Here is a 23,240-nt window from a genome sequence, read left to right as displayed (position 1 = left end):
AATATATAATAAATAGATTGCTGATATAAGGGCTGTATTATAAGCCTATCCTAAAAGAATTATTACACAATAATATTTTATCTATATATTAATATAAATATCTTCCCTTTGGAAAAGAACCTTCTTTTTATACTTTCATCTCTTTCTTATAAGCAAAATATGAATATAGCATTGTGATTACCACTCCAATCAAAACGACAGTCAGTACGATATATGATCTCCAATGAACAGGAGCAAAAATGCTTAAGCACATGATAATACCTAAAATAATAAATACTTTTCCACTAAAACGATGTGTTTTCCGCCATACTTCTTCGTTACTCAATGTCCATGGAGTTCGAATCCCAACGAAGAAATTCGGTTTACACTGGGGTAAATAGTTACCAATCACTAAAAATAAAATACCAACAATCAATTCTGAAATACGATTTATTGGTAAATCATAGCCCAAGCCAGTCGCAATGATATCCATGTTTCCAATAAACAATACAACGAGGATACTATACGTGATCATCGTAAAACCTTTCGAGAATTTTTTATAATTGTCTTTCTTGGGATCAATCTTTGGAACAACATTGAGTAATATATAAGTTCCAATCATAACCCCAACCATCGACAACATTCCATTTAGTTTAGAAGAATAGCCATCTGCGGTGCCGCCGCTCCAATGTGTAGCGATTGTATTAGGAAGGTGCGGCCAAGAGATAATCCAAGCAAATATTGTTATGCTAATAAGTATAATGGCAAAAATGTGTTTCTTCATTTCGTTTCTCCCCCTTTATTCGTAAACGTAAACACCCAAGTTAATAAATCTTGAAAAACAGTCGTGTTTAATGAATACACCACAAACTGTCCTCTTTTTTCATCTTGAATGAGCTCTGCGTTTTTGAGCGCATTTAAGTGATGGGATATACTCGGTTTAGTCATATTAAAATGCTCTGCAATTTCCCCCGCTGTCAAATCACCTTCTTTTAATAAGTCTAAAATTTTGCGCCTTGTCGGATCTGCTAACGCTTTAAATGCTTGGTTCAATGTTCTTCTTCCTTTCACTAATTAAATATTTAGATATTTATCTAAATATTTAATTCATTTTTCGAATCTGTCAATTTCATTCACACTGTATAATAGGTATGATTTTGACATAATGAAAACTGAGAAAACACATGTTACACTATACATACACAAAGTTAGAGGAGGATTTTCCATATGTACAAAATTTTAATTGTAGAAGACGATCCTAATATTTCATCTTTACTACAATCTCACATTCAAAAATACGGTTACGAAGCAATTGTTGCTGATAACTTTGATGATATTATGATTTCATTTAACAATGTGAAACCACACCTTGTTCTATTAGATGTAAATTTACCGAAATTCGATGGCTTCTACTGGTGTCGTCAAATTCGTCACGAATCCACTTGTCCAATTGTTTTCATTTCAGCTCGTGCTGGTGAAATGGAGCAAATTATGGCGATTGAAAGCGGTGCGGATGATTATATTACAAAGCCATTCCACTATGATGTAGTAATGGCAAAAATTAAAGGGCAATTACGCCGCATTTATGGTGACTATGCACCAAGTATGTCAGAACGTATTGTTGAAGTGGAAGGATTAAAACTATATCCTGAACGACCAGAGCTTCATTTTAGAAATGAGCAAGTATTACTAACAAAGAAAGAAGCAATTCTAGCAGAAATGCTCCTATCAAAATATCCTCGTACAGCAAACCGAGAAGATTTACTCTCTGCCCTTTGGGATGATGAAAGTTTTGTTGAAGAAAATACATTAAACGTAAATATTACGCGTCTTCGGAAAAAATTCACTGAACTTGGAATTGAAAATGCCATTGAAACAGTACGCGGCTTAGGCTATCGCTTTAACACAACTTGGAGTGAATAAATCATGAAGTTATTTTTACGTGATCATGTTGGTTTTTTACTTCTTTATATTGTAAACTTTGTCATCATCTTCGCTTTGTATGATGCCGTTGATGGATTTCAAAACAATAAATTTTATTTTATTGTGTTAAGTATGTATCTATTCATCTGCTTTCTTGCTTACCGCTACGTTCGGAATCGCAGGTTGTATAAAAGACTAAGTGAACCACCTGAAAAAATGGAAGATGCGTTCATCGAACGAGCAACTGCCCCTATGCCGCATAGCGTAAATGAACTTGTTCGTACACAATATCGTCTATTTCAGAAAGAATTGCAAACATATGAAGTCAAACAGCAAGAACATCAAATGTTTATTAATCAATGGGTTCATCAAATGAAAACACCCGTTTCTGTTATGCAGCTGATGGCGCTTGAAATGGAAGACGAACATCTCATTCCGAAGTTTAAAAAAGAGCTAGAGAGATTAAATCAAGGACTGGATATGGCATTATATATGGCACGGTTAACGAACTTCCATGAAGATTTCCACGTGGAAACCATTTCATTAAAAGATGCGGTAACGAAAAATATAAATAACTTAAAAGAACTGTTTATTAGAAGCGGTGTCTTTCCTGTTCTAGAAGTACATTCTGATTTAATGGTTACTTCTGATGCGAAATGGTTAAAATTCATTATTTATCAATTAATGACAAATGCCGTGCGCTATTCAGGAGAAAGAGGAAAAAAAGTATTCTTATCTGCTTCTCAAAGTGGAAAAGATATTGTTTTTGAAGTTCGGGATGAAGGTGTCGGAATTCCGGAAGAAGATATTCGCCGTGTGTTTGAACCGTTTTATACTGGAAAAAATGGACGAATATTTGGAGAGTCTACTGGTATGGGGTTATATATTGTTAGCAAAATTTGTTCTTATTTAGGTCATTCTATAAAATTAGAATCTGAAGTTGGAAAAGGTACAAGTATCAAAATTATTTTCCATAACGCTGTAATAAACAAAACAGAAGAGTATGAAGGGTAATTCTCTTTTTCCATTCATTCGTTCACTATATATGCCATATGAAACTGTAATGAAAGATAAGCATAGTTAGAAAGGTGATTTACATATGGACGAAGTACTACATATTAAAAATGTATCGAAAGTATATGAGGGAAAAGTCCCTCATACCGCTTTAAAAAATATTAATTTACACGTGGATAAAGGCGAATTTGTTGCCATTATGGGCCCGTCGGGGAGCGGCAAGTCAACTTTATTAAATGTCATTTCGACAATTGATTCTCCTACATCAGGAGAAGTATTTATTAATGGAAAACAGCCGCATACGTTTCGCAATGAAAAATTAGCTGTGTTTCGCCGGCAAGAGTTAGGATTTGTGTTTCAAAGCTTTAATTTATTAGATACGTTAACAATTGGTGAAAACATCATTCTGCCATTAACGTTAGATAATGTTCCACTTTCTGAAATGGATGAGAAGCTAGATACAATTTCAAACAAACTCGGAATCAATCACATTTTAAATAAACGAATTTTTGAAATTTCAGGAGGACAAGCACAGCGTACGGCAGTAGCCCGTGCTGTTATTCATCAGCCATCTTTATTGCTTGCTGATGAACCAACAGGAAACTTAGATTCTAAAGCAGCTATCGATGTAATGGAGTTATTTACGAAGTTAAATAAAGAGGAACGGGCTACTATTTTAATGGTGACACATGACCCATTTGCAGCTAGTTATTGCAGTCGCGTTATTTTTATTAAAGATGGTGAGCTTTACAATGAACTGCATCGCGGCCTCCACCGTGAAAAGTTCTATCAAGAAATATTAGATGTATTAGCTTTACTAGGAGGAAGACGTGGATGAAGTTTTGGCAATTTGCTTTAAAAAATGTCGTCCGTAATTCAAGAGCTTATTTTGCTTATTTTTTAAGTAGTTCTTTTTCCATTACGGTCTTCTTTTCATTTGCTGTGTACCGATATCATCCACGCCTGCAAAATATACAAGACTACAAAGATACCGGGCCTCTTATGAATTTAGTTGGCTTTACCCAAGTTGTAATTGTACTGTTTTCTTTTTTCTTTTTGTTGTACTCCATCGGAGCGTTTTTAAAAGTACGTAATAAGCAGTTTGGTGTTTTAACGATTTTAGGTATTTCAAACAAACAACTGAAACGACTTATTTTCTTAGAAAACATGCTGATCGGATTGCTTTCTATTTTTGTAGGCATTCAAGTTGGCCTTGTGTTTTCTAACTTTTTCTTATTAATCACCTCAAAGATCTCAGGTGTTAACGGCCTTTATTTATATTGGCCATCAGAAGCAATTTGGACAACTGTAACAACATTTCTCATCCTTTTTATTATTGTATCAGTCTTTACACCTGCTTTAATTCGAACACGGAAAGTAACTCGTCTTCTAAAAGGAGGAATTCGTACAAAGAAGGAAAAACTGCCTTCCATTGTCATTTCAATTTTTAGTTTACTGTGTTTACTTTCAGGTTATATTTTTGCGGCTTATCCACAAAGTTATATAACAGAAGAAAGCTTAACAAATGGAGTTGGTGTACTCATTATCTTAGCCATTATTCCTCTTGTTATAGTTGGGACATACTTTCTATTCTCACAAGCTAGCTTCCTGTTCATTTGGATATTAAAAAAGCGACGACGCTTTTATATGAAAAAAACAAATATGCTTTGGATATCCGATTTGGCATCACGAGTTCGTGTCAATATTAATATGCTTTTCATTGTAACAGTGTTATCTGCAGTTGCTTTTACCACTATTACAACATTATACGCTCTTAATAAACACACAAAGACTTCTATAACTGAATCATTTCCTTTTCCATTTACTTACGCATCTTACGAAGGGAATCCATTTGAAACGAAGCATATTACAACACTAGAAAATGAATTAATGACAGACAAATTTACATATCAAAAGCATAAATCAGTTGTATATAAAGATATGGCAGCTAACGAAGATATTTGGATTATGAAACAAAGCGACTATAATATTCTTGCTAAATTTCTAAATCGTTCTCAAATTCAACTAGCTAACAACGAAACATATGTTATTCCAAAATATTCGCCTGTAACATTAGAATTGTTAACAAATCCTTTTCTTAAGCAAGAAAATATTACGTTACAATCTAATAAAAAACAATTTCGTATAAAAGAAATAGCAAACAAGCCAATTATACCGCAACATGCTTGGGTATATCTTATCGTACTGTCGGATGAGGCTGTAAACAACGAAATTCCACACCTCGAACCAATTACACTTTATAATTTCCAAGTGGATAATTGGGAAAATACGCTTCCGCTTACAAAGCGCATATTGCATATGACCGATGCCGATGCACATAGTTTACTTCCAAATCCAGATCAGCAAACGAAGCATGACCAGAAAAGTTTCTTTCATATTTATACTGCCAGCGATGAATTATATGCAGAAAAGCGATGGAATGTTGCTTACCTCTTCACTGGTACATTTCTTGGAATTATTTTCTTTATCGGAGCAGGAAGCGTTCTGTACTTCCGTATGTATACTGATTTAACGAGAGAAGCAGAAAAATATAAGACGATTACAAAAATCGGATTAACAAAGTCTGAAATGATATGTTCGGCAACAATTCAATTAGCAATACTATTTTTCGTTCCTTATATTATTGCTTCTATTCATACAATATTTGCAATTAAATTTATACAAAGTACACTCTCTTTCTCTTTAACAAAAGAAGCTATGTTAGTATTAAGCCTCTTTGGAATAGTCGAAGTCATTTCCTTTTTCCTAATTCGCTCATTTTACATTCAAAAGTTATCACAACATATTAAACTGTGAATAAAATAGCCTTGTGCAGAGCACAAGGCTATTTTCAATAGTTTTTAACTTATTAGCAGCCAAAACCACCATAACCGCCGTAGCCAAAGCCGCCATAGCCACCGCCGTAGCCAAAGCCGCCGCCGCCACAGAAGCAAGCAGCACCAATGATGATTAATAAAATAAACAATACGATTACAAGCGCAAAGCCACTGCCGTGATGACGAAACCCATGCCCATGTCCATGATCACAACTTTCACTCATTACTCTATTCCTCCTTTAATAAAAATCCTTTTCATTTGTGGGATCCTTTCAAGTGGATTCCATTTATCCTATGTTCCGAATGGGAATAAGAGCTTGTTCTTTTCAAAATCAGGCTTGTTTCCAAACGAGATTGATTTTCTAATCTATCCTGCATAAAGTGAAACTTCCATCAGTGCTTTTTTCATCCCCCACCTATCTATCTTACCCACTTTTAAGGCGAGGGGCTTACTTGCCCGTTCATGCGGGATAAAATGCAAAAAAGCTAATCATCTACTTATATCCTGTAAATGATTAGCTTTTACTCTTTTAAAAGGTAATATATTTATTCTTTTTTTAATTGTTTCAACAGCTCTTTAATTTCCGCTAATTCGCTTTCTATATTGTGTAAGCGGCTTTGCATATTATCAATCTCTTGCTCTGCTTTATAATTAATCGCAAAGTCAATAACAGATTCATGTTTGTCACGTGCAGCTTGACGGTTTTGGCTCATCATAATAACGGGTGCTTGAAATGCCGCTATAAAAGATAAACATAAGTTCAATAAAATAAACGGCGGGGCATCAAAGTGTGCTCCTTTTGTGATAGGCAGGCCATTCCAAATAATCCATCCAGCAAGAAAACATGCAAACCAGATGATGAATCGCCAGCTACCGCCAAACTGTGCAATTTTATCAGCTATTCGGTCTGCCCACTTTGTTCGTTGTGTGTATTCACTATCAAGCTGGTGAAGTATTTCTGACTCGTAGCGATCTACAAGTCGGTCAATACGTGTTAAGCTTTCTTGGTTTAAGTCAATATCAAAACCTTGGATTTTCGTAGTTTCTTGTTTTTGTCCTTTAATTTGCTTCCAGATTTTTTGTACCATTGTACAAACCTCCTCTCTTATAGAGGAAGCCATTTTTCCAAAGTTTATATGAAGCGGTAACTATTTTTACACAGTAACCCGCTTCGGATATTCAGTTGTATGACTTCCTCAGACGTCGGGGCCATGTCCGACTCTCCTATACTCGGATTACTCATAAAACAGTTCCACCTCACTTTTTTCTCAAAATCCTTTATCATTATATGCTAGTGTATTCCTTATGACTATGCGATTGTTGAGAAAATACACTTTATTATCTTACATTTTTATATAAAAAATTTATGTGACTAGTATTTCATTATCATAGCCCAAATCATAAGTGGCTTATATACTTCAATCTTGCTTTGTATGAGTACCCTTATCATTTAATAACTGAAACATACATTGATGATAATCTGTTATTAATGTACTTAACTTCTCTATGTGCTTATCTTTTAGATGTCTTCCTAACTTCCAAGGTACTTTTTCTTTATATTTTGGGTCTTCCGTAGAATCAGCTTGCTGTAGTTCTTTAAACTGCATACTATCTTTGTTCATTATTAAAATTCTCCCTTATTATAAATTTCAAATGAACAAATTCTAATATTACTGTATCCAAAACAGCTCAATTCACACCTTTTATAATATTTTTTGATAGGATACTTATAGGATTTTTCTCTTTTACTAAGATACTCCCATTTAAAAAATCAAATCCCTTTTGAATATCATATGCATATATGTTTTACATAGTTATCGAAAGTAAATGAAAAGGCTCACCCCTTACGTACGAAGGAGAGCCTTTTTCTCTTTGAAAATCTTCATATCCGCTGTGCAAACAACTTTCCTTCTCGTAAAATATGACGCTTCAGTTCGCTATTAGACAATGTATTCAAATGAACTGCATCCACTTTACCTGTCCCGTCCAGCTCCTCCATCAATTGAAACCAAAGCCATTGAAACTCACCTACTGAAATATGTGTTGTCTCAATTGCAATATCATAATCTGAAGAAGATGTTGCTTCTTTTCTTGCATGAGATCCGAAGATGTACGCCACTTTCACAAACGGTGTGTTTAATAAACGAGTTTGTATATAGCGCAGCTCCTTTTCATGCTTTTGCATATGTTCACCTCTCACATACAATACATTGTTTCGTTATCTCTTCTAGTCTTGCCCGGTTTATGTCATAACCAAACCCTGCTTGCTGCGGAATAACAATTTTTCCATTTTTCAGCGTTACTTCCGGTGAAATAATATCTTGCTTCCAATGCCTGTTTGAAGCTGAAATATCGCCTGGAATTGTAAAGTTTGGAAGAGATGCTAACGCAATATTTTGTGCACGTGAAATTCCCATTTCTACCATGCCCCCGCACCAAACTGGAATACCATGCTGCTGACAATAATCATGAATGCGAATGGACTCTGTTAATCCGCCAACTCGTCCAGGTTTTATGTTAATAATACGGCAGCTTTCAAGTGTAATCGCTACCCTTGCGTCTTCTAAGCAATGAATGCTTTCATCTAAACAAATCGGTGTTTCCATTTGCTTTTGCAAACGGGCATGATCAAGAAAATCGTTATCTGCTAGCGGCTGTTCGATCATCATTAAATCAAACTCATCCAATCGCCGCAATTGCTTCATATCATCTAATGTATACGCAGAATTCGCATCTACCATTAATGGAATAGTAGGAAACGCTCTTCGTATTTCATGAAGCAACGCATAATCATTATCTGGTTTGATTTTCACTTTAAAACGTTTATAGCCTTCTTCTCCATACGTTTCAATACGTTTTAACATGTTTGGAACTGTATCAAGGCCAATGACAACCCCAACTTCAATTTCTCGTTTTACACCGCCAAGCAGCGCAGCAAGCGATTGATTCTCACGCTTTGCATACAAATCCCATAATGCGCCTTCTATGCCTGCTTTCGCCATATTATTACGTTTTATATGCTGAAAAAGAGATACGACATCAGCAGGGTGTGACAGCTGCTGTTCAAATAACACTGGCAACAAAAAATCTTGCAGCATATGAAATGCTGTTACAACTGTTTCTTCTGTATACCATGGCTCAGAAAAAGCAACCACTTCTCCCCATCCGCTTCGTCCTTCTTCATCTATTAATTCAATTACAATACTTTCACGCTTTTCATACGTCCCGTAACTTGCAGCAAATGGAATAACGAGCGGCATTTCTGTTAGGTAAAGTATTGCTTTTGTAATACGCATTTACATTTCCTCCACCAGCTGCCGCAGTTCACGGCGCAATAATTTTTTTGAAGCATTGCGCGGCAACTCAGAAAGAAAATAAATCGCTTTTGGCACTTTATACCGCGCTAGTTTATCTTCACAAAAAGCGAGTAGCTCTTCCGCTGTTACCTCTTCTGATTTCACAACGAATGCGACAGGAACTTGTCCCCATCTTTCATCATTTGCTCCAACTACTCCCGCTTCCGAAACAGCCGGATGTACAAGCAAGACTTCCTCAATTTGCGCTGGATATATGTTCTCTCCGCCTGAAATAATTAAATCACTACGGCGATCTAACACATAAAGAAAGCCATCTTCATCTAAATAGCCAATATCTCCAGTATGCAGCCAGCCGTCTTGAATACTCTCTCTCGTCGCCTCTTCACGCTTAAAATAACCACCCGTTACATTTGGCCCCTTCACAACAATTTCCCCGGCAGTTCCTACCCCAGCTTCTCTTCCATCTTGTTCAATGCGAAGCTGACATGGAAACAATGTTTTTCCGGCCGAACCAACTTTCGTTAGCATATAATCAGCAGCCAATGTGCAAATTTGCGAAGATGTTTCTGTCATACCGTACGTCTGATACACTGGAATTCCTTTTGCAACGCACGTTTCTAACAACGGCCTTGGAGCTGGTCCTCCGCCAAGTAATACGCAGCGAAGAGACGTTGGATAAGTATCTTCTTGCAACCTTTCTAATAAATCCGTCAGCATTTTAGATACGACCGAAATCATCGTTACGCCTCTCGTTTGCAGCGCTTCATGAATAAAATCCGGATCATACTTCGGAACAAGTAACACCCTCATACCGTACATAATATTCTTCATTAAAAGTGATAACCCGCCTACATGGAAACACGGCAAACACGCTAACCAGCAATCATCCTCACGAAGTCCTAAATTCAAAGAAGAACCAACTGCACTCCACCAATGATTCCCGTACGTAAGCATAACGCCCTTTGGCTTTCCTGTTGTACCTGACGTATAAATAACTGTCATTGTATCTTCTAAAACAAACTCATTCTGCACAGTTACTTTTTGTTTTGGCAATGCCGTAAGTTCTGTAAACAAGTATACCGGTACTCGCTCTGCCTCGAAATCTTCATCCGTAAGCAAACAAGAAACTTCCGCATCCTTCATTTGCCAAAGTAGCTCTTCTCTTGAAAGACGTGTATTCAGCAATACGGCTACTGCACCCATATAAGAAAGGGCATGAATCGTTATTACCATCTCCATACTATTTTTCATCAGAACAGCCACTTTTGTACCTTTTTGCACTTGTAAATAAGCAAGATGCTCACAAAGTGAAAGAACTTCTTCATGAAGCTGCAAAAACGTATGTGTACTTTCTTTCGTTTCAATCGCGGTACGCTCCGGTGTTAAAAAAGCTCTTTGCATAAGCCAATTTGGCATTCTCTTCATATCATATTCTCCCTTCACAGAATAGAAGACTAACATAACTTCTTTTACTTCTGACCTATTTCTTTACTTGTAACTAGTGTTGCTTTATTTCCATCTTATCTATCTCTTGCTTTTATATCAAATAGGAACTCTTTGTCTGTTTCATATGCTGCAACAAATTATTCTGTATTATTTTCTTGAATAGCAAACGATTGCTCAGTACATAAAGAGAAACTTCCATCTGAATCTTGAGTTGGAAGTCTTACTGACAGTTAATGTGGGATACATGTAAAAAAATGTCGAAAAAAGAAAAAAATTCAGTTTTTTTGTTGTTATTTTTTAATTTTACTGTTATTATAAATAATAATCATATAGATGTTGGGAATGTTGCTCCTATAATAGACTGAATTTTCAAACTCCAATACCAACATTGTGTGATTGTAAGCTCCCCTCCCCTTTTTATTTTATGCCCGACAAAAAGAACCTTTTTAAGGTTCTTTTTGTATATATTAGATTAAAAAATCACCATTTAAATTTAACTATAAAAATATACAAATTATATATACAACCCTATTTTTGATAAGTAAAATAGATTTAAAATGCAAGAAATGATTCTTGTAAAAAAAAGGAGGCCTCATATGTTACAAAAATCAATAAAAGTATTTGCAACTTCTGCTATCTTAACAACTACATTATTTGCTCCTATCATGACAAATCATGTCGTTGTTCATGCTGAAACAGCTGCTACGCAAACCGCAACTCAATATGAACAGAGAGAATTTGATCTTCCAGGTACAGGAAGTTATTGGGATGAAGCAAAAAGAGAAAGAAGAGCACAGCAAAAAACATTTACTCCAACCGGGATCTATGTAAAACCGAATGAACAAGTTACAATTGAAGTATCAGGATCACAACCAATTAGAGCTATTATTGGTACACATCAATACGATAAAGAATGGGGTAAAGAAATGGATCTTTCTCCCGGCTCTAATACCATTTCCTCTCCAAATGGTGGTTTATTAGGATTGGATAACTATCAAAATACAGGAACAATTCACGTGAAAGTGGCACAAGGTGGAAGTCCTATTCCATTTTTTGAATTAGGGAAGCATACGAAAGAAGACTGGATTGCGATGATGAATGCATACCCAGATGCGCATGCCGTCCAACTAAAATCAGAGAAAGCAGTACTTACTGTTACTCAAGATAGTGCTAGAAAATATATCGTAGATCAAGACCCTGTTCCCCTACTAGAGAAATATGATGAAATGATTCGAGCACAAGATAAGATATCAGGGTTATCTGAAACAGACCCTAACCCTTTACATCAACCAACTCATCGCCTTTGGGCTTTTGTAGAAAACCCAAACAAACCAGATTGGGGCATGTATGCAAGTTTGGATGGAGCCGTGTTTACTACTGCTGGTAACGCAATCGAAAGTGCTTTGAATGTAAATAAGTTTGGATGGGGACAAATGCATGAAGCAGGACACGCAAGACAACAATACCCATGGACGTGGAATAATGATTTGAGAGGAATGACTGAAGTTACAGTTAACTTATATTCTTTAGCTGCACAAAAGCAATTATTCCCGAATCAACCAACACGTTTAGAAACAGAAGGGGATTATGATAGAGCCTTTCAATACTTAAAACAAACAGATAAAGACTATAAAAATATTGATGACTTGTTTGTAAAACTTGTTATGCTTTGGCAACTTCATCTAGCATACGGTGATGATTTTTATCCAAATCTTCACAAGCTATATCGAGAGTTACCAAATGATCAACTTCCACAAACTGATGAAGAGAAAATACAAGCATTTATTTACAATACATCCAAAGTAGCAAAACAAAATTTACTTCCATTCTTTGACAAGTGGGGATTAAAAGCTTCACAAGAAACAAGACAAAAAATTGAAGATTTGCATTATCCGACTTTGACTGCTCCTATTTGGGAAGCAACTGATTCTAAACCTGTTCCGTTAAACACATTACCTAAAGAAAACATGAAAGTAGTTGCAAGTAGTGAAGAATCAGGGCCTGAACCTGCAACGAATGCAATTGATGGGAATCCATATACAAGATGGCATAGTAAATGGAGCGAACAAAACCAATACCCATTTAATTTAACGATTGACCTTGGCGATACTCATACCATTACACAGCTCGCATATCTTCCGAGACAAGATGACTGTCCAAATGGTCGTATTTTAAACTACAACATTTACACAAGTACAGATGGTGTTAATTATCAAAAAGCAGCTTCTGGAACATGGGAAAATAGCACGAAACAACAATTCGCAACATTTGATCCCGTATCTGCTAAATATGTGAAATTAGAGGTGTTAAATGGAATGAACGGATATGCCTCAGCCGCGGAAGTAGATATTTTAGGAAATTAATCTATCTCAAAAACGAAAAAGACGTTATCCTGTCTATAGAATTATAGAAAAGGATAACGTTTTTTCATCTCTCCACCTATCTCTTTATCAGTTCGATTTGCGTACACGTTTTCATTTTAATAATCTATTTTATCGGTATCCATACCTCTTCTTTTGCATTTACATCATCCGGACGATAATGATCATCCATAACTTCAAAATGTTCCCTTACGTCTAAACTATAATTGGAATTCGGTAACCATTCTTGAAAAATATACTGGAAAGTGCTCATATCAGATGCCGTTCCTTGATGGATAAAAACAGCATATAAGCCGCCTGTTAAGGTATGCGTGGATAATTCCGAAGAAGTCCCCATTTCAAAATCTTCAACTTCAACAGCAGCCCACTTTTCATAAGCATAGTTTATATCATTCATATTTAAAGGTGTATGTAACACCTTTATAGAAAGGAAACAAGAGTTACTTCTATGAGGAATACGATTTCTTAATGGCATAAATGTTTTCCATATTTCTCTTGTGACTTCGGGATCTGTGGCAAAAGTTGTTTCTCTCTTAATCCCAACAATTTTTTTTGCTGGAATGCTTACTATTTTAGGTTCCATTCTTTTATTTCCTCTCCTTATTAACATTCAACATGAATCACTTCAGTTTAAATCCAATATTCTATATATGATATTCATAAAGCAGTTTTATATTTTTGCAATTAAAACGAATACTGGTACTCAACCACTGTAATTCCCATATAAATAATTGAAATACACTATGTATAGAGGTGAGATTATGAATTCTTCTTCGTTTTACTCTATTGTGATCATAGTTGCTGCGTTGGTCTTATGGCGTAGAACTAGGGCAATGTATCGTCCTATTAAAGGAAACGGAACCCGTCTTCTCTTACCCATATTATTTCTACTATTACCTAGTGTTTTCATAATCCTGAATCCAAATGTACATGCCGCTGTCTGGGAATGGATTTGTGCAGCTATCTTTGGGTTCCTTTTGTCAATTCCACTTATTTGGACCACTAACTACGAACTCCGATCCGATCAGCATATTTATGCTGTAAGAAACAAGAGCTTTGCCATTACCTTTCTCATCGTATTTATTATTCGATTTTTACTTCGTGATTATTTCAAATGGCTAGGTCCAGAGACAGAAGCAGCACTATTTATAACTGTAGCGCTGGGATATATCTTACCTTGGAGGATTATTTCTTTCATCAAATTTCGTCAACTATACAAAAGTCGAATCCGAACTAACGACAACATTGACTTCCGATAACATTGATTATGTGAATGGAAAGTTCCTTCAGTTCTTCTGAAGGAACTTTTAAAGTTCTTGTGATACATTGGTTTTATGTTAACAAAAGGTGCTTTCATGTATAGAAAACACCTTTCCAGTCTACAACTATTTTTTAACAGAATACTAGAACCATCTTCTCTACTTTACATTTACTTGAACGGAATCGAGAGAATATCTCGAATAGCCTCCACCGCTTCATCCACATTCTGCACTTTTATAGTGAGCCTACGTTCCTCTGGATAGTGTTTCGCCGTATGTTCATAAAGAGGATCATAGTAATGTTCAAGCAACAATTGCACCGCTGAATCAAAATTACCTGATTGTAAATCATTGTTAATCTTTGTTGCGACAGGTGTGTGAATACGTCTTTTAATTTTTCGGAAAGCCTCAATGCATTCCTCTTGATGCTCCCAAGGGCAATAATCTTCCAAAATATGTCGGACTCGTTCTTCTACAGGCATATCAATAAATAATTGTATTCCCTGTTCTTTTCTCTCAAAAATACAATCGGGGATCATTACTTTCCCGACTCGCTTGCTCTCCGCTTCAACTAACATATATGGTGCTTGCTGTAAATGAAGGGCCTCTTGAACAAGAAGAGATTCGAACGTTTTCTGATTGTGCGGTTCAAGTCCAATCTGTCCGAAGATGGAACCTCTATGGTTAGCCATCCCCTCCAAATCAAGAATAGGGTATCCTTCCTTTCTCAGACGTCTTAGAATAGTAGTCTTTCCTGACCCCGTATAACCGTTCAAAACATAAGTTTCCTGCTTGGGCTCCAGATGATCAAGAGTTTCAACAACCCACTTGCGATAAGCGCGGATGCCTCCCTGTAGACGATAAACATGAATTCCCATTAAATCTAAAACGGTAGCCGTCGTCCCGCTGCGCATGCCCCCACGCCAGCAAAATACAGCCTTTTGTCCATCAATTTGGCCAAACTCCTTAACGAAAGCCGGCAACTTCGCCGAAACAACTTCAAGACCGCGTTCTTTAGCCGCTTGAAAACTGACTTGTTTGTAAATCGTTCCAATTTCAGCTCTTTCCTCATCATTAAACAGTGGAATATTTAAACTGCCAGGGATTGTAGCATCCTTATATTCCGAAGGTGACCGAACATCGATCAGCACAAGCTCCTTTTTATCATGCAAAGCCAATAACTCATCAATAGTGATATCTTGGAACACTGATCTTTCCGCCTTTCTACAATATAGATTGCTTATATAACAACAATTTGACCTGGATGATCTTCTGTTACTTCACCAATTATGCAAGCTTCCACGCCAGCCTTCCGCAGATCCGCCAGAAGTAATTCCGCCTCTTCGCCAGTCACAGACATCAAAAGTCCGCCAGATGTAACCGCATCACACAAAATCCATTGGTCTATTTGATCCATCGTCTCCGGAAAATTTACGGCTCCTTGCAAATGAACAAAATTATTTTTCGTTCCTCCAGGAATCACACCCGCTTCTGCAAGCTCTCTTACTCGAGGCAAGATTGGTACTTGATCTTTCACAATGCGCAGTCCCATACCACTACCTTTAGCCATTTCCGATGCATGTCCAAGCAAACCGAATCCAGTAACATCAGTACAAGCGTGTACATTGTAAGACTCCATTGTTTCCGCCGCCGTTTTATTCAGCGTTGTCATTACCTGCGTAACATGGGAAATTTCTTCATCATTCAGCAAATTACGCTTAATGGAAGACGTCAAAATACCGACACCGATTGGTTTTGTCAAAATCAGTTTGTCCCCGTGCTTCGCCCCCGCATTCGTCCGTACTTTGTTCGGATGAACGATTCCAGTTACAGCAAGCCCAAATTTCGGCTCCTTATCATCGATTGAATGACCGCCGACAAGCGTCGCTCCTGCTTCTCTAAGCTTATCACCAGCACCGCGTAAAATATCCGCCAAAATCTGCTTATCCAATGTCGTAATAGGAAAAGCAACAATATTAAGCGCAGTCAGCGGCTTACCGCCCATCGCATATATATCACTAATGGCATTAGCTGCCGCCACCTGTCCGAACGAATACGGATCATCCACGATTGGCGTAAAGAAATCAACAGTTTGTACAATCGCCAAATCATCATTAAGGCGGTATACCCCCGCATCATCACTTGTATCAAGCCCCACAAGCAAATCAGGATTTGGCATTGCTGGAGGAAGTGTACGAATCACCTGCGCTAAATCTGCTGGACCAATTTTACAGCCACAGCCTCCCTTAGATGATAGTGAAGTAAGTTTAACTACATTAGATTTTGTCATGAAAGACCAACCCTTCTCCTTAAGGTTTATATATACTCATTATAGAACACGGTGCTGTAAATAGATAATTATTGATATACAAGCATGAACAGTTCACTTTATGTTATGGTCTGAGGATTCGCTTGCACTCCTACTAGAAATTACTTTCTTAGGGCTTCTCCATTGTTATCTATCAGTTACTAGTTGGCTTGGCTCTTACCTATCACCAGTAAGCAGTATCCAGCTTAACTGAGCATGCAACAAAAAGAAGCAAATTATCAACTACATAGTAGATAATTTGCTTCTTTTTCTCTTTAAATGGACTTTTTTAGTGCCATTAGATTTATAGGATTCTTTTGTTATTTCCCCTTTATTAACGTGGGAAATATAGTTTCATAGATGAACTGAAAGTAGAGCAAAAGGAGCGTTTTTTAGTATTCAATATTGAATTAACTCTTTTTCTTTTTGAAAAAAATAAAATATCCGAACAATGATGATATTAAAGCCAATCCAGCACCAAATACACGTAAACGTCAAGTAACTTCAAAATATACAATAAAGATTGATTTTAGAGTTGCTTGACGTTTACCTTCATACTGTTTCCAAGTCTTATAATCACCATTGTTTGCTGATACAGTATGTTCAGTCATGAGAGGATACAAAGTAAAGGCAACTGTAATAGGTATAATCAACAATACTTTTAATATCATGTTCCATACGTTTTTACGTTGTTTCAACTTTTACACCTCTAATTCCTACCCCTTATTATTTAACTTACTCAGGTTCTCTTTCTATTAATAATTCGTCTTCTTCATATCTAGGGTCTGTTCTTATTTCACCTTTACCTTTTTCTACCTCAACAACGTGAATCTTATCATCTTTACGTGCTTTATCGTATACATCTTGACTCACCCATACACTTTCAAGTCTACCATCTACGTATAGGTATAATGTAGGGTGTACAGAAAAGAAATTTTTCTTTTTAATTGCCTTGTCTATAATAGGTGCTTCATAAACAAAACCGTTTTCAATCAGTTTATCGTTTTGATACCCCTCTAGCATAGATATGCCAATAAAGAGTGCAACGATAATACCAGTGATAGTCCAAGCCTTCTTTTTCTTCTTTTTCTTTTCTGCAAATAGTTCATCTAATCTATCACGTATCGTATCGAGGTCTTTAAGTTCCTCCTCTTCATAATCGTCTGGGTCAACGTAATAAACTCTACTACCATCTTTACTGTCTAGTATAATGATGTCACTATCATCGTCTTCATCATCGTCTTCATCAATTTCTTCTATGTCTTCAGTTTCTTTTAAGTCATCAATTTCTTTTTCTAACTCTATTTTCTTCTTTTCGCTCATAATAATGCCCCTTTTATTTGTCTCCAATTATAACTACCCCTACTAAGATGAGAATGGCAATACTTATAATCAAAAGAGTTGTCTTCTTACTAAAGGTTGTCTTAGAGCCTTCTAATATTGCCCATATAATAACAGGAAAGATAAGAATACCAATAAGGATTTCAACTAACTTGTTACTGTTCTTCCCTTTTGGTTTATCCTCTTGTATACTGGGTTCTACCTTATTTTGTGATTTTCTTAAGTTTAGAGGTTTCTTCTTTTTCTTACGTCTATGACTCACTTTTCATACCCCTCAGTTTGAATCGTAACTTTCGAATAGAGTAGTCTTTCCTTTGTACTCTATAACCTCAATGTGAGAACCAATGTCTAAACGTTTATAAAGTTTCTTACTTACGCTACCTGTGTGAGTTTCACCATCTACTCTGTACTCTATTTCATAAGTCTTAAACCCTTTAGACATATACTCTTTCTTGTCTACGACTTCTGCTATACTCGACTTACCATGTTGTCTGATTTGTATCTCGTTGTACGTTCCTATACCTATGATTAGGAACGTACATACTAGAAACACTACAATACAAATAGTTTTAAACCGTTTATTTTTCAACACAATACCCCTTTACTTAAAACAATTGACTAAAGTAACTTTGAACTGAGTTTGCACCTTGAATGATAGCCGTTATAATAGCATATATCCAACCATTTAATAAACAGATACTTAATCCGATTAATAAAAACTCAATTTTAACTAAGTCTGCTATGGATATACCTTTTGGTTGACCATACGACTTTTGGTTAAATGTTGAGTCTTCTTTGTCTTCTACTACAAATAGCCTGTCTTTTGTTATAGTTGGCATTGCCTTCCACTCGGTTACTGTAATACGGTCAAAGGTGAACGCCAATAAGAAGAACAGTGAGTATATAAGAATCAGAATTCCTAGAACAGATACCCCTATTCTAAGAGCATTAATCGTTGTTTCAGATAATGAGGTTTCAGACTCTTTCTTCCACTTCTCTAAACTATTTTTCTCTGATTGGTTTAAGTCATCTTTCTTAGCGAATTCAACCTTATCTTCTTCCCAGTTTCTTTCTTTTGGCATACCTTTAATTGCTTTCTCTTTTCTTCATTCTTCAGTTGACTCTAAAAAGATGACCTTGGATCAATCCCAAAGTCATCTCTGTTCAATCACCATACTATTTTTGAAAATATACTATACTTATACCTGCAGTACATGATCTAGGATCATCCCACTGTGTTATTTTGCCCCACTCATATACATTTTCTGATAATATCCCTGCTGGATGTCCTATTTGTTCTACAAGCCAATCACCATGTTGCGCAAGCATTTCTTTATAATCCCACTCATTTATACTTGGGTCAGCTACTTTAAGATCAATAGACCAAATCACTTCATTTTCAAAGAAAATACCTATCCCGAAACTTTTAGTGCCTATTTTTACAGGTGCTAAAAGTCTTACCACCGTAGTTTCATCATCTACTTTTATTATCTTGATATCATCTTTATTAAATTCCAGAATAACTTCGTTTAATCTACAATTAGGAGTGATTAAAACTTTATTAATCTCTAAAATGCCTTGTTTTAAGTTATTCATTATTTTATTCCTCCACCGTTATTTTCTATGTTTTTGACTGCCTTTTTAACCTTTATTCAAGGTATTATATTCCTATCTACAGCAGATGAATTTATGAAAATATCTATTTTAAAAGATTTCATGGCCTTTCTCTAATAGAATATAAGACCATAAAAACTCTTCTTATTTATTGTCTACTCGAGGTGGAGGTAATCATCTTTACTACTCTTTCATTAGTGCTTAAGTTATTTCATAACTTAAGCACTTTCTGTAATGGTTAAAAGAATATATTTCATTTACTTACTATAGAATGGCTGTTGATCTTTTACAGCATTCCTACCAAATTCTTCAGCAAATGGAACAAAATCTAATTTTTCCTCAAGCTTTAAATATTTAGTTGCAATCTCTGCCATTTCTCCAAAGATTTTATTGTACTCTCCATTTGAATCAACAACTAATAAATAGCTTTTGTCAACCTCTCCTCTTATCATTAACATAAGATAAACTTTTTTTACAGAGGGTAACTTAGGTAAATGGTTTTTCAATGCTTCTACCATTTCAAGTGGATAATCTTTAGGTATTCCCAACATAACAGATTCATTTTTTTGAACTTTTATAACGCTGTTATTTACAGATTGAATTTGTTCTTTACCAAAAATAATATTTTGACCAAACGGATTTAAAACAAATCCTTTTAAATCTCTATTATCTTCCAAAATAATCTTTTCGTAGTCTTTAAATGTAAAAATAAGAGTTTGAATATCGTCATCCTGATTCCATTTTCTTAATTCTTCCCAATCAGTAAATGCAGGTAAATAATCAATTCCATTCACATCTGTAATATTAATTAAGGTTAAAGTTGTGTTTTCATTTAATATAGCTTTACCACCTTTGGTGTTTGGAGAAGGGTTAATAATAACGGGTGCTAAAAATTTGGCTTCCAAAATATCCTTAAAAAATTGATATTCATTTGTTTGATTATATTCTTGTTTTAATTTTTCAAGACTTCTTATTAAATCTGGATTTGTAAGGGGCTGATTAATATCCAATTACAATTCCTCCTCTCATTGTCTAGTTTTTATTTTATCTAATATTTTGCTTATCTTCTCAATTTCTCTTATTACAGGACTATTATACTCCGTTGTATCATCAACAAATTGCCGTATAATACTTAAAAAATCTACGTTGATACTTGAAACTTCCTTGTTTTGAATTTGTTCTGTCATCTCACTGAATTTAATATATATTTCTTTTATTATTCCATTATAATGAATTTGTCTTGAATAATTTTGTTCGAGTAATAAGATAACATTTTTACAATGTTTCAAAAGCTCATAGATTATAGTACTTCCTCCTCTATTTGCTTGAAACTATCCGAATATCTGTAATCCACTCTAGAGGTCAATTATACGGTCACAATATTTAATCTACTTCTCCACTTAAAACTGTTCCAGTTGATTTAAGTGTTTGTGGAGTCACCTTTTACTGTAGTGACTCCTGCTTTTAGACTTGTTGCTACGTTACTGAAGATAGGTCATAATCTACGAATGCGAAAGCACTTCGCATCTAATGTTCAAGTGTATCAAGCTTCCAGCCTGTCAGCCAATCTTTTCCCATTGTTACGCTTGAGGGTTCCCATGACACAAATATCAGCGGTTGGACAGAAAATCGTTATCTCTATCTTGTCTAAATTAAAACTTATAAAGAAGAACTCCAATAGATATATCATTAGCATCCATTATATATTTATCATAAATTACCATTAATCATCTAAAGAAATTTCCGCAAGATTTCTCATACTTTCCGTAACAATCCGCATTAGAAACTTCTTTTTATGCTTATTTGTAGTTTTTAGCGCAGTTAATTATTTTCTATTCCTTGACAATTAATTATTTTAACATTTCCCACAATTCATCCCCAATTCTCCCTAAAGGCTCATTGGCTTTAACACGTTCATTAAAATCCGCCTTCCATATAAAGAAATCAGATAATCCTCCTCTTGGTGGATATAAATTACTATGAATTAATTTTATTTCCTTTATAACATCATCAGAATCAGTATAATTATTATTTTGGCATTCATTTAAAATATTAATTACATATCTAACTTCAGATATCTGATAATCTATATCACCTTTTCTACTTTCCTCTAATATTACACTCAATTCACTAAAAAGCTTTTCTAATTTATCTATTACTAACTTACTTGAACTCATTATCATGCCTCCTATTTTATTGGTGTTTCACTCAAAGGTTCTACCCCATTAATCTTCCATGGTTCTGAAATAAAAATTTGATTACAATTCTCTCCACCAAGGTAAAGACCTCCTTGATATCCAACGGGACCTTCATATATTGTAGTTCCTTTAGGAATTTTTATTGCGTATGTTGATTCTAATGGCGAAGTACCTGTCAGTACACCTGTTTTAGGATCTATCCATTGAGCTTTAACCGCAGAATCTATTCGCACTTTTGCAACTGATTCTGCTGGTTCTCTTGTAAACCACTGTCCAAGCGCATTTTGTTCTTCTCCTGGAATTGTTAATCCTCCTTTTTTGCCTGAACGATATAGAGTTGTATCTTCATCCAAAGTTTTCACATTATATTTTCCTGCTAGAAAATTTGATGCCGGATTTCCCCTCATTTCAGCTAAAGGCCCAGGATTTTCTATCATATTATAACTATATTTAGTTGCAACATTACGCACTTCTTCTGTCGTATCCTTCGCACCACTCTTCAAATTCAATCCATCAAAAAACTCCGCCGATTTCTTCTCAAACACTGGCGCATTTTCCACAGGTGTTTTCTTCTCTATATTCAGCTCAAGGTTTTCGAGTTTCTCACCTGATAATTTGTTCGCATTTTGCGCCCGTTCTGTAAGAAGATTATCAGCCTGCTTCAAGCGAGATCCGCCTTCTTCTAGCCCTACTTTTGAAGCGTTTTTAATCGTCGTTGTACTAGTACCTGCTTTTAGACCTGTTGTAACATTTCCAAAGGCATGTAATCCTTTTGCCGCAGGTAATACATCTACAAACGCCAATACACCGCGTAGCCAACGTTCAGATGTATCGAGTTTTCGTCCTGTCATCCAGTCTTTTCCCGTTGCTGCGCTGGAAAGTTCCATTGCCCCAACACTCGTTACAAGGGCACCTAATGCGATACCGGCTGGAGGAAAGAACGGAGTGGCAACAGCTAATACGATTGTTGTACCTAGTATTGCTATATCACGCCAAAATTCTTTGTTTTGTTGCTGATCTTTAATTGAATCATAGGTGAATGCCCGACTATTTAATGCTGCCTTTTGGTATGTAGTATACGATACATTCTCTTCTGGATGTGCTTTCGTATACGCCTCAAATTCTGCCTTTAAATTAGTGGCGAATACATTATTGGAAGTAAAGATATCATTCACTGTGATTTTATCTTTGACGCGCTCTGTCGTTTGCACATAGGAACCTCCCATCGGCGTCGCGATTGTTTCTTTAGCGCCGATGGTGTTACTAGTTGTATATTTTTCTATTGTTAAATCTCGCATAGCTTGTGCAAAGGCATCTATATCTTCATAAAATGGCTGATCAATTTCAGTATCAATCAGTTCTCCTACTTTTTCGCTAAAATCATGGAGCACTTCATAATCTTCATATAAATCCTGATACTTACTTTTTTGGCTCGTATGTTGAAGGTGAACGACTCCGTCAACATCGTATTCCCCTATGGAATCTTTTGCATCTTCCACTATATCATCCAGTTTTTTCAGCTTGTCAATAACCCCTTTTCCCCACTTACCGAGGCCAACTAGATTACCAATTCCCTCTTCTGTTTTCTCCCAGTCCTGTGGGATATACTTCACGTCCATGGC

24 protein-coding genes and 1 pseudogene are annotated in these 23,240 nt (G+C 35.8%); 6 read left to right on the top strand and 19 right to left on the bottom strand.

All coding sequences use genetic code 11. The features are described 5' to 3' along the window. Positions 1-127 precede the first annotated feature (127 nt). Both CN326_RS04190 and CN326_RS04185 read right to left on the bottom strand, forming a co-directional pair. Positions 128-763 (bottom strand): SdpI family protein, encoded by a 636-nt coding sequence (locus CN326_RS04190; RefSeq protein WP_098306520.1) that lies wholly within the window; start codon positions 761-763, stop codon positions 128-130. Continuing rightward, on the bottom strand, positions 760-1,032 hold the full coding sequence (locus CN326_RS04185) for an autorepressor SdpR family transcription factor (RefSeq protein WP_098306518.1): 273 nt from the start codon (positions 1,030-1,032) through the stop codon (positions 760-762). Before CN326_RS04185 ends, CN326_RS04190 begins: the two co-directional genes overlap by 4 nt. A 174-nt stretch (positions 1,033-1,206) precedes the next feature. Between CN326_RS04185 and CN326_RS04180 the strand changes: the two genes are divergently transcribed. The 4 genes from CN326_RS04180 to CN326_RS04165 all read left to right on the top strand — a co-directional run bounded on the left by CN326_RS04180 (position 1,207) and on the right by CN326_RS04165 (position 5,733). Then, positions 1,207-1,902, top strand: coding sequence for a response regulator transcription factor (locus tag CN326_RS04180; protein ID WP_098306516.1), 696 nt, complete (start codon positions 1,207-1,209; stop codon positions 1,900-1,902). Between the two features lie 3 nt (positions 1,903-1,905). Beyond that, positions 1,906-2,916, top strand: coding sequence for a sensor histidine kinase (locus CN326_RS04175; RefSeq protein WP_098306514.1), 1,011 nt, complete (start codon positions 1,906-1,908; stop codon positions 2,914-2,916). An 85-nt stretch (positions 2,917-3,001) separates the two neighbouring features. Then, positions 3,002-3,754 carry an ABC transporter ATP-binding protein gene (locus tag CN326_RS04170; protein WP_098306512.1) on the top strand — a complete coding sequence of 251 codons (753 nt, stop codon included), beginning with the start codon at positions 3,002-3,004 and terminating at the stop codon, positions 3,752-3,754. Further along, complete coding sequence (locus CN326_RS04165) at positions 3,751-5,733, top strand: FtsX-like permease family protein (RefSeq protein ID WP_098306510.1); 1,983 nt, start codon at positions 3,751-3,753, stop codon at positions 5,731-5,733. Before CN326_RS04170 ends, CN326_RS04165 begins: the two co-directional genes overlap by 4 nt. Positions 5,734-5,863: 130 nt before the next feature. On the opposite strand, the pseudogene CN326_RS25535 reads toward CN326_RS04165, so the two are convergent. From CN326_RS25535 to CN326_RS04135, 6 genes and pseudogenes are all read right to left on the bottom strand, one after another. After that, a pseudogene (locus CN326_RS25535) lies at positions 5,864-5,977 on the bottom strand (YjcZ family sporulation protein); the annotation flags it as partial. A 322-nt stretch (positions 5,978-6,299) separates the two neighbouring features. Beyond that, positions 6,300-6,842, bottom strand: coding sequence for a DUF1003 domain-containing protein (locus tag CN326_RS04155; protein WP_098306506.1), 543 nt, complete (start codon positions 6,840-6,842; stop codon positions 6,300-6,302). Positions 6,843-7,172: 330 nt separating this feature from the next. Continuing rightward, positions 7,173-7,376 (bottom strand): hypothetical protein, encoded by a 204-nt coding sequence (locus CN326_RS04150; protein ID WP_098306504.1) that lies wholly within the window; start codon positions 7,374-7,376, stop codon positions 7,173-7,175. Between the two features lie 260 nt (positions 7,377-7,636). Then, positions 7,637-7,939 (bottom strand): nucleotidyltransferase family protein, encoded by a 303-nt coding sequence (locus tag CN326_RS04145; RefSeq protein WP_098306502.1) that lies wholly within the window; start codon positions 7,937-7,939, stop codon positions 7,637-7,639. 4 nt (positions 7,940-7,943) lie between these two features. Beyond that, positions 7,944-9,050: an o-succinylbenzoate synthase gene (gene menC / locus CN326_RS04140; protein ID WP_098306500.1), complete on the bottom strand. Its 1,107-nt coding sequence runs from the start codon at positions 9,048-9,050 to the stop codon at positions 7,944-7,946. Next, entirely contained in the window at positions 9,051-10,496 is a 1,446-nt protein-coding gene (locus CN326_RS04135) for an o-succinylbenzoate--CoA ligase (protein WP_098306498.1), read from the bottom strand. A 617-nt stretch (positions 10,497-11,113) separates the two neighbouring features. On the opposite strand from CN326_RS04135, the gene CN326_RS04130 reads away from it, so the two are divergent. Further along, on the top strand, positions 11,114-12,880 hold the full coding sequence (locus tag CN326_RS04130) for a M60 family metallopeptidase (RefSeq protein ID WP_098306496.1): 1,767 nt from the start codon (positions 11,114-11,116) through the stop codon (positions 12,878-12,880). Positions 12,881-13,004: 124 nt separating this feature from the next. Here the strand turns inward: CN326_RS04130 and CN326_RS04125 are convergent, their stop codons facing one another. After that, positions 13,005-13,481 carry a GyrI-like domain-containing protein gene (locus tag CN326_RS04125; protein ID WP_098306494.1) on the bottom strand — a complete coding sequence of 159 codons (477 nt, stop codon included), beginning with the start codon at positions 13,479-13,481 and terminating at the stop codon, positions 13,005-13,007. 178 nt (positions 13,482-13,659) lie between these two features. Between CN326_RS04125 and CN326_RS04120 the strand changes: the two genes are divergently transcribed. Continuing rightward, positions 13,660-14,157 (top strand): CcdC protein domain-containing protein, encoded by a 498-nt coding sequence (locus CN326_RS04120; protein ID WP_098306492.1) that lies wholly within the window; start codon positions 13,660-13,662, stop codon positions 14,155-14,157. A 170-nt stretch (positions 14,158-14,327) separates the two neighbouring features. On the opposite strand, the gene mnmH is transcribed toward CN326_RS04120, so the two are convergent. The 10 genes from mnmH to CN326_RS04060 form a co-directional block, all read right to left on the bottom strand. Next, a complete protein-coding gene (gene mnmH, locus CN326_RS04115) occupies positions 14,328-15,365 on the bottom strand; it encodes a tRNA 2-selenouridine(34) synthase MnmH (protein ID WP_098306490.1) in 1,038 nt (345 codons plus the stop codon). Positions 15,366-15,397: 32 nt separating this feature from the next. After that, complete coding sequence (gene selD / locus CN326_RS04110) at positions 15,398-16,447, bottom strand: selenide, water dikinase SelD (protein WP_098306488.1); 1,050 nt, start codon at positions 16,445-16,447, stop codon at positions 15,398-15,400. Positions 16,448-16,959: 512 nt separating this feature from the next. Next, positions 16,960-17,163 carry a hypothetical protein gene (locus CN326_RS04105; protein WP_098306486.1) on the bottom strand — a complete coding sequence of 68 codons (204 nt, stop codon included), beginning with the start codon at positions 17,161-17,163 and terminating at the stop codon, positions 16,960-16,962. A gap of 37 nt (positions 17,164-17,200) precedes the next feature. Continuing rightward, on the bottom strand, positions 17,201-17,788 hold the full coding sequence (locus CN326_RS04100) for a hypothetical protein (RefSeq protein ID WP_141524961.1): 588 nt from the start codon (positions 17,786-17,788) through the stop codon (positions 17,201-17,203). Between the two features lie 13 nt (positions 17,789-17,801). Then, the gene (locus CN326_RS04095) at positions 17,802-18,068 is read right to left on the bottom strand and encodes a hypothetical protein (RefSeq protein ID WP_098306482.1); all 267 of its coding nucleotides are present in this window, start codon (positions 18,066-18,068) and stop codon (positions 17,802-17,804) included. Between the two features lie 343 nt (positions 18,069-18,411). Then, positions 18,412-18,888, bottom strand: coding sequence for a hypothetical protein (locus tag CN326_RS04085; protein ID WP_098306478.1), 477 nt, complete (start codon positions 18,886-18,888; stop codon positions 18,412-18,414). Positions 18,889-18,982: 94 nt separating this feature from the next. Beyond that, positions 18,983-19,402: a hypothetical protein gene (locus CN326_RS04080; protein WP_098306476.1), complete on the bottom strand. Its 420-nt coding sequence runs from the start codon at positions 19,400-19,402 to the stop codon at positions 18,983-18,985. Between the two features lie 275 nt (positions 19,403-19,677). Beyond that, positions 19,678-20,430, bottom strand: coding sequence for an enhanced serine sensitivity protein SseB (locus CN326_RS04075; RefSeq protein ID WP_098306474.1), 753 nt, complete (start codon positions 20,428-20,430; stop codon positions 19,678-19,680). Between the two features lie 840 nt (positions 20,431-21,270). Continuing rightward, a complete protein-coding gene (locus tag CN326_RS04065; RefSeq protein WP_098306470.1) occupies positions 21,271-21,597 on the bottom strand; it encodes a hypothetical protein in 327 nt (108 codons plus the stop codon). 11 nt (positions 21,598-21,608) lie between these two features. Next, positions 21,609-23,237 carry a pre-toxin TG domain-containing protein gene (locus CN326_RS04060; protein WP_098306468.1) on the bottom strand — a complete coding sequence of 543 codons (1,629 nt, stop codon included), beginning with the start codon at positions 23,235-23,237 and terminating at the stop codon, positions 21,609-21,611. Positions 23,238-23,240: the final 3 nt, after the last annotated feature.

This window comes from Bacillus sp. AFS018417 (assembly GCF_002560985.1).
In the GTDB taxonomy this organism is placed as follows: domain Bacteria; phylum Bacillota; class Bacilli; order Bacillales; family Bacillaceae_G; genus Bacillus_A; species Bacillus_A rhizoplanae.
The sequence above is the reverse complement of the archived record's forward strand: the minus strand, read 5'-3'. Positions and strand labels throughout refer to the sequence as shown.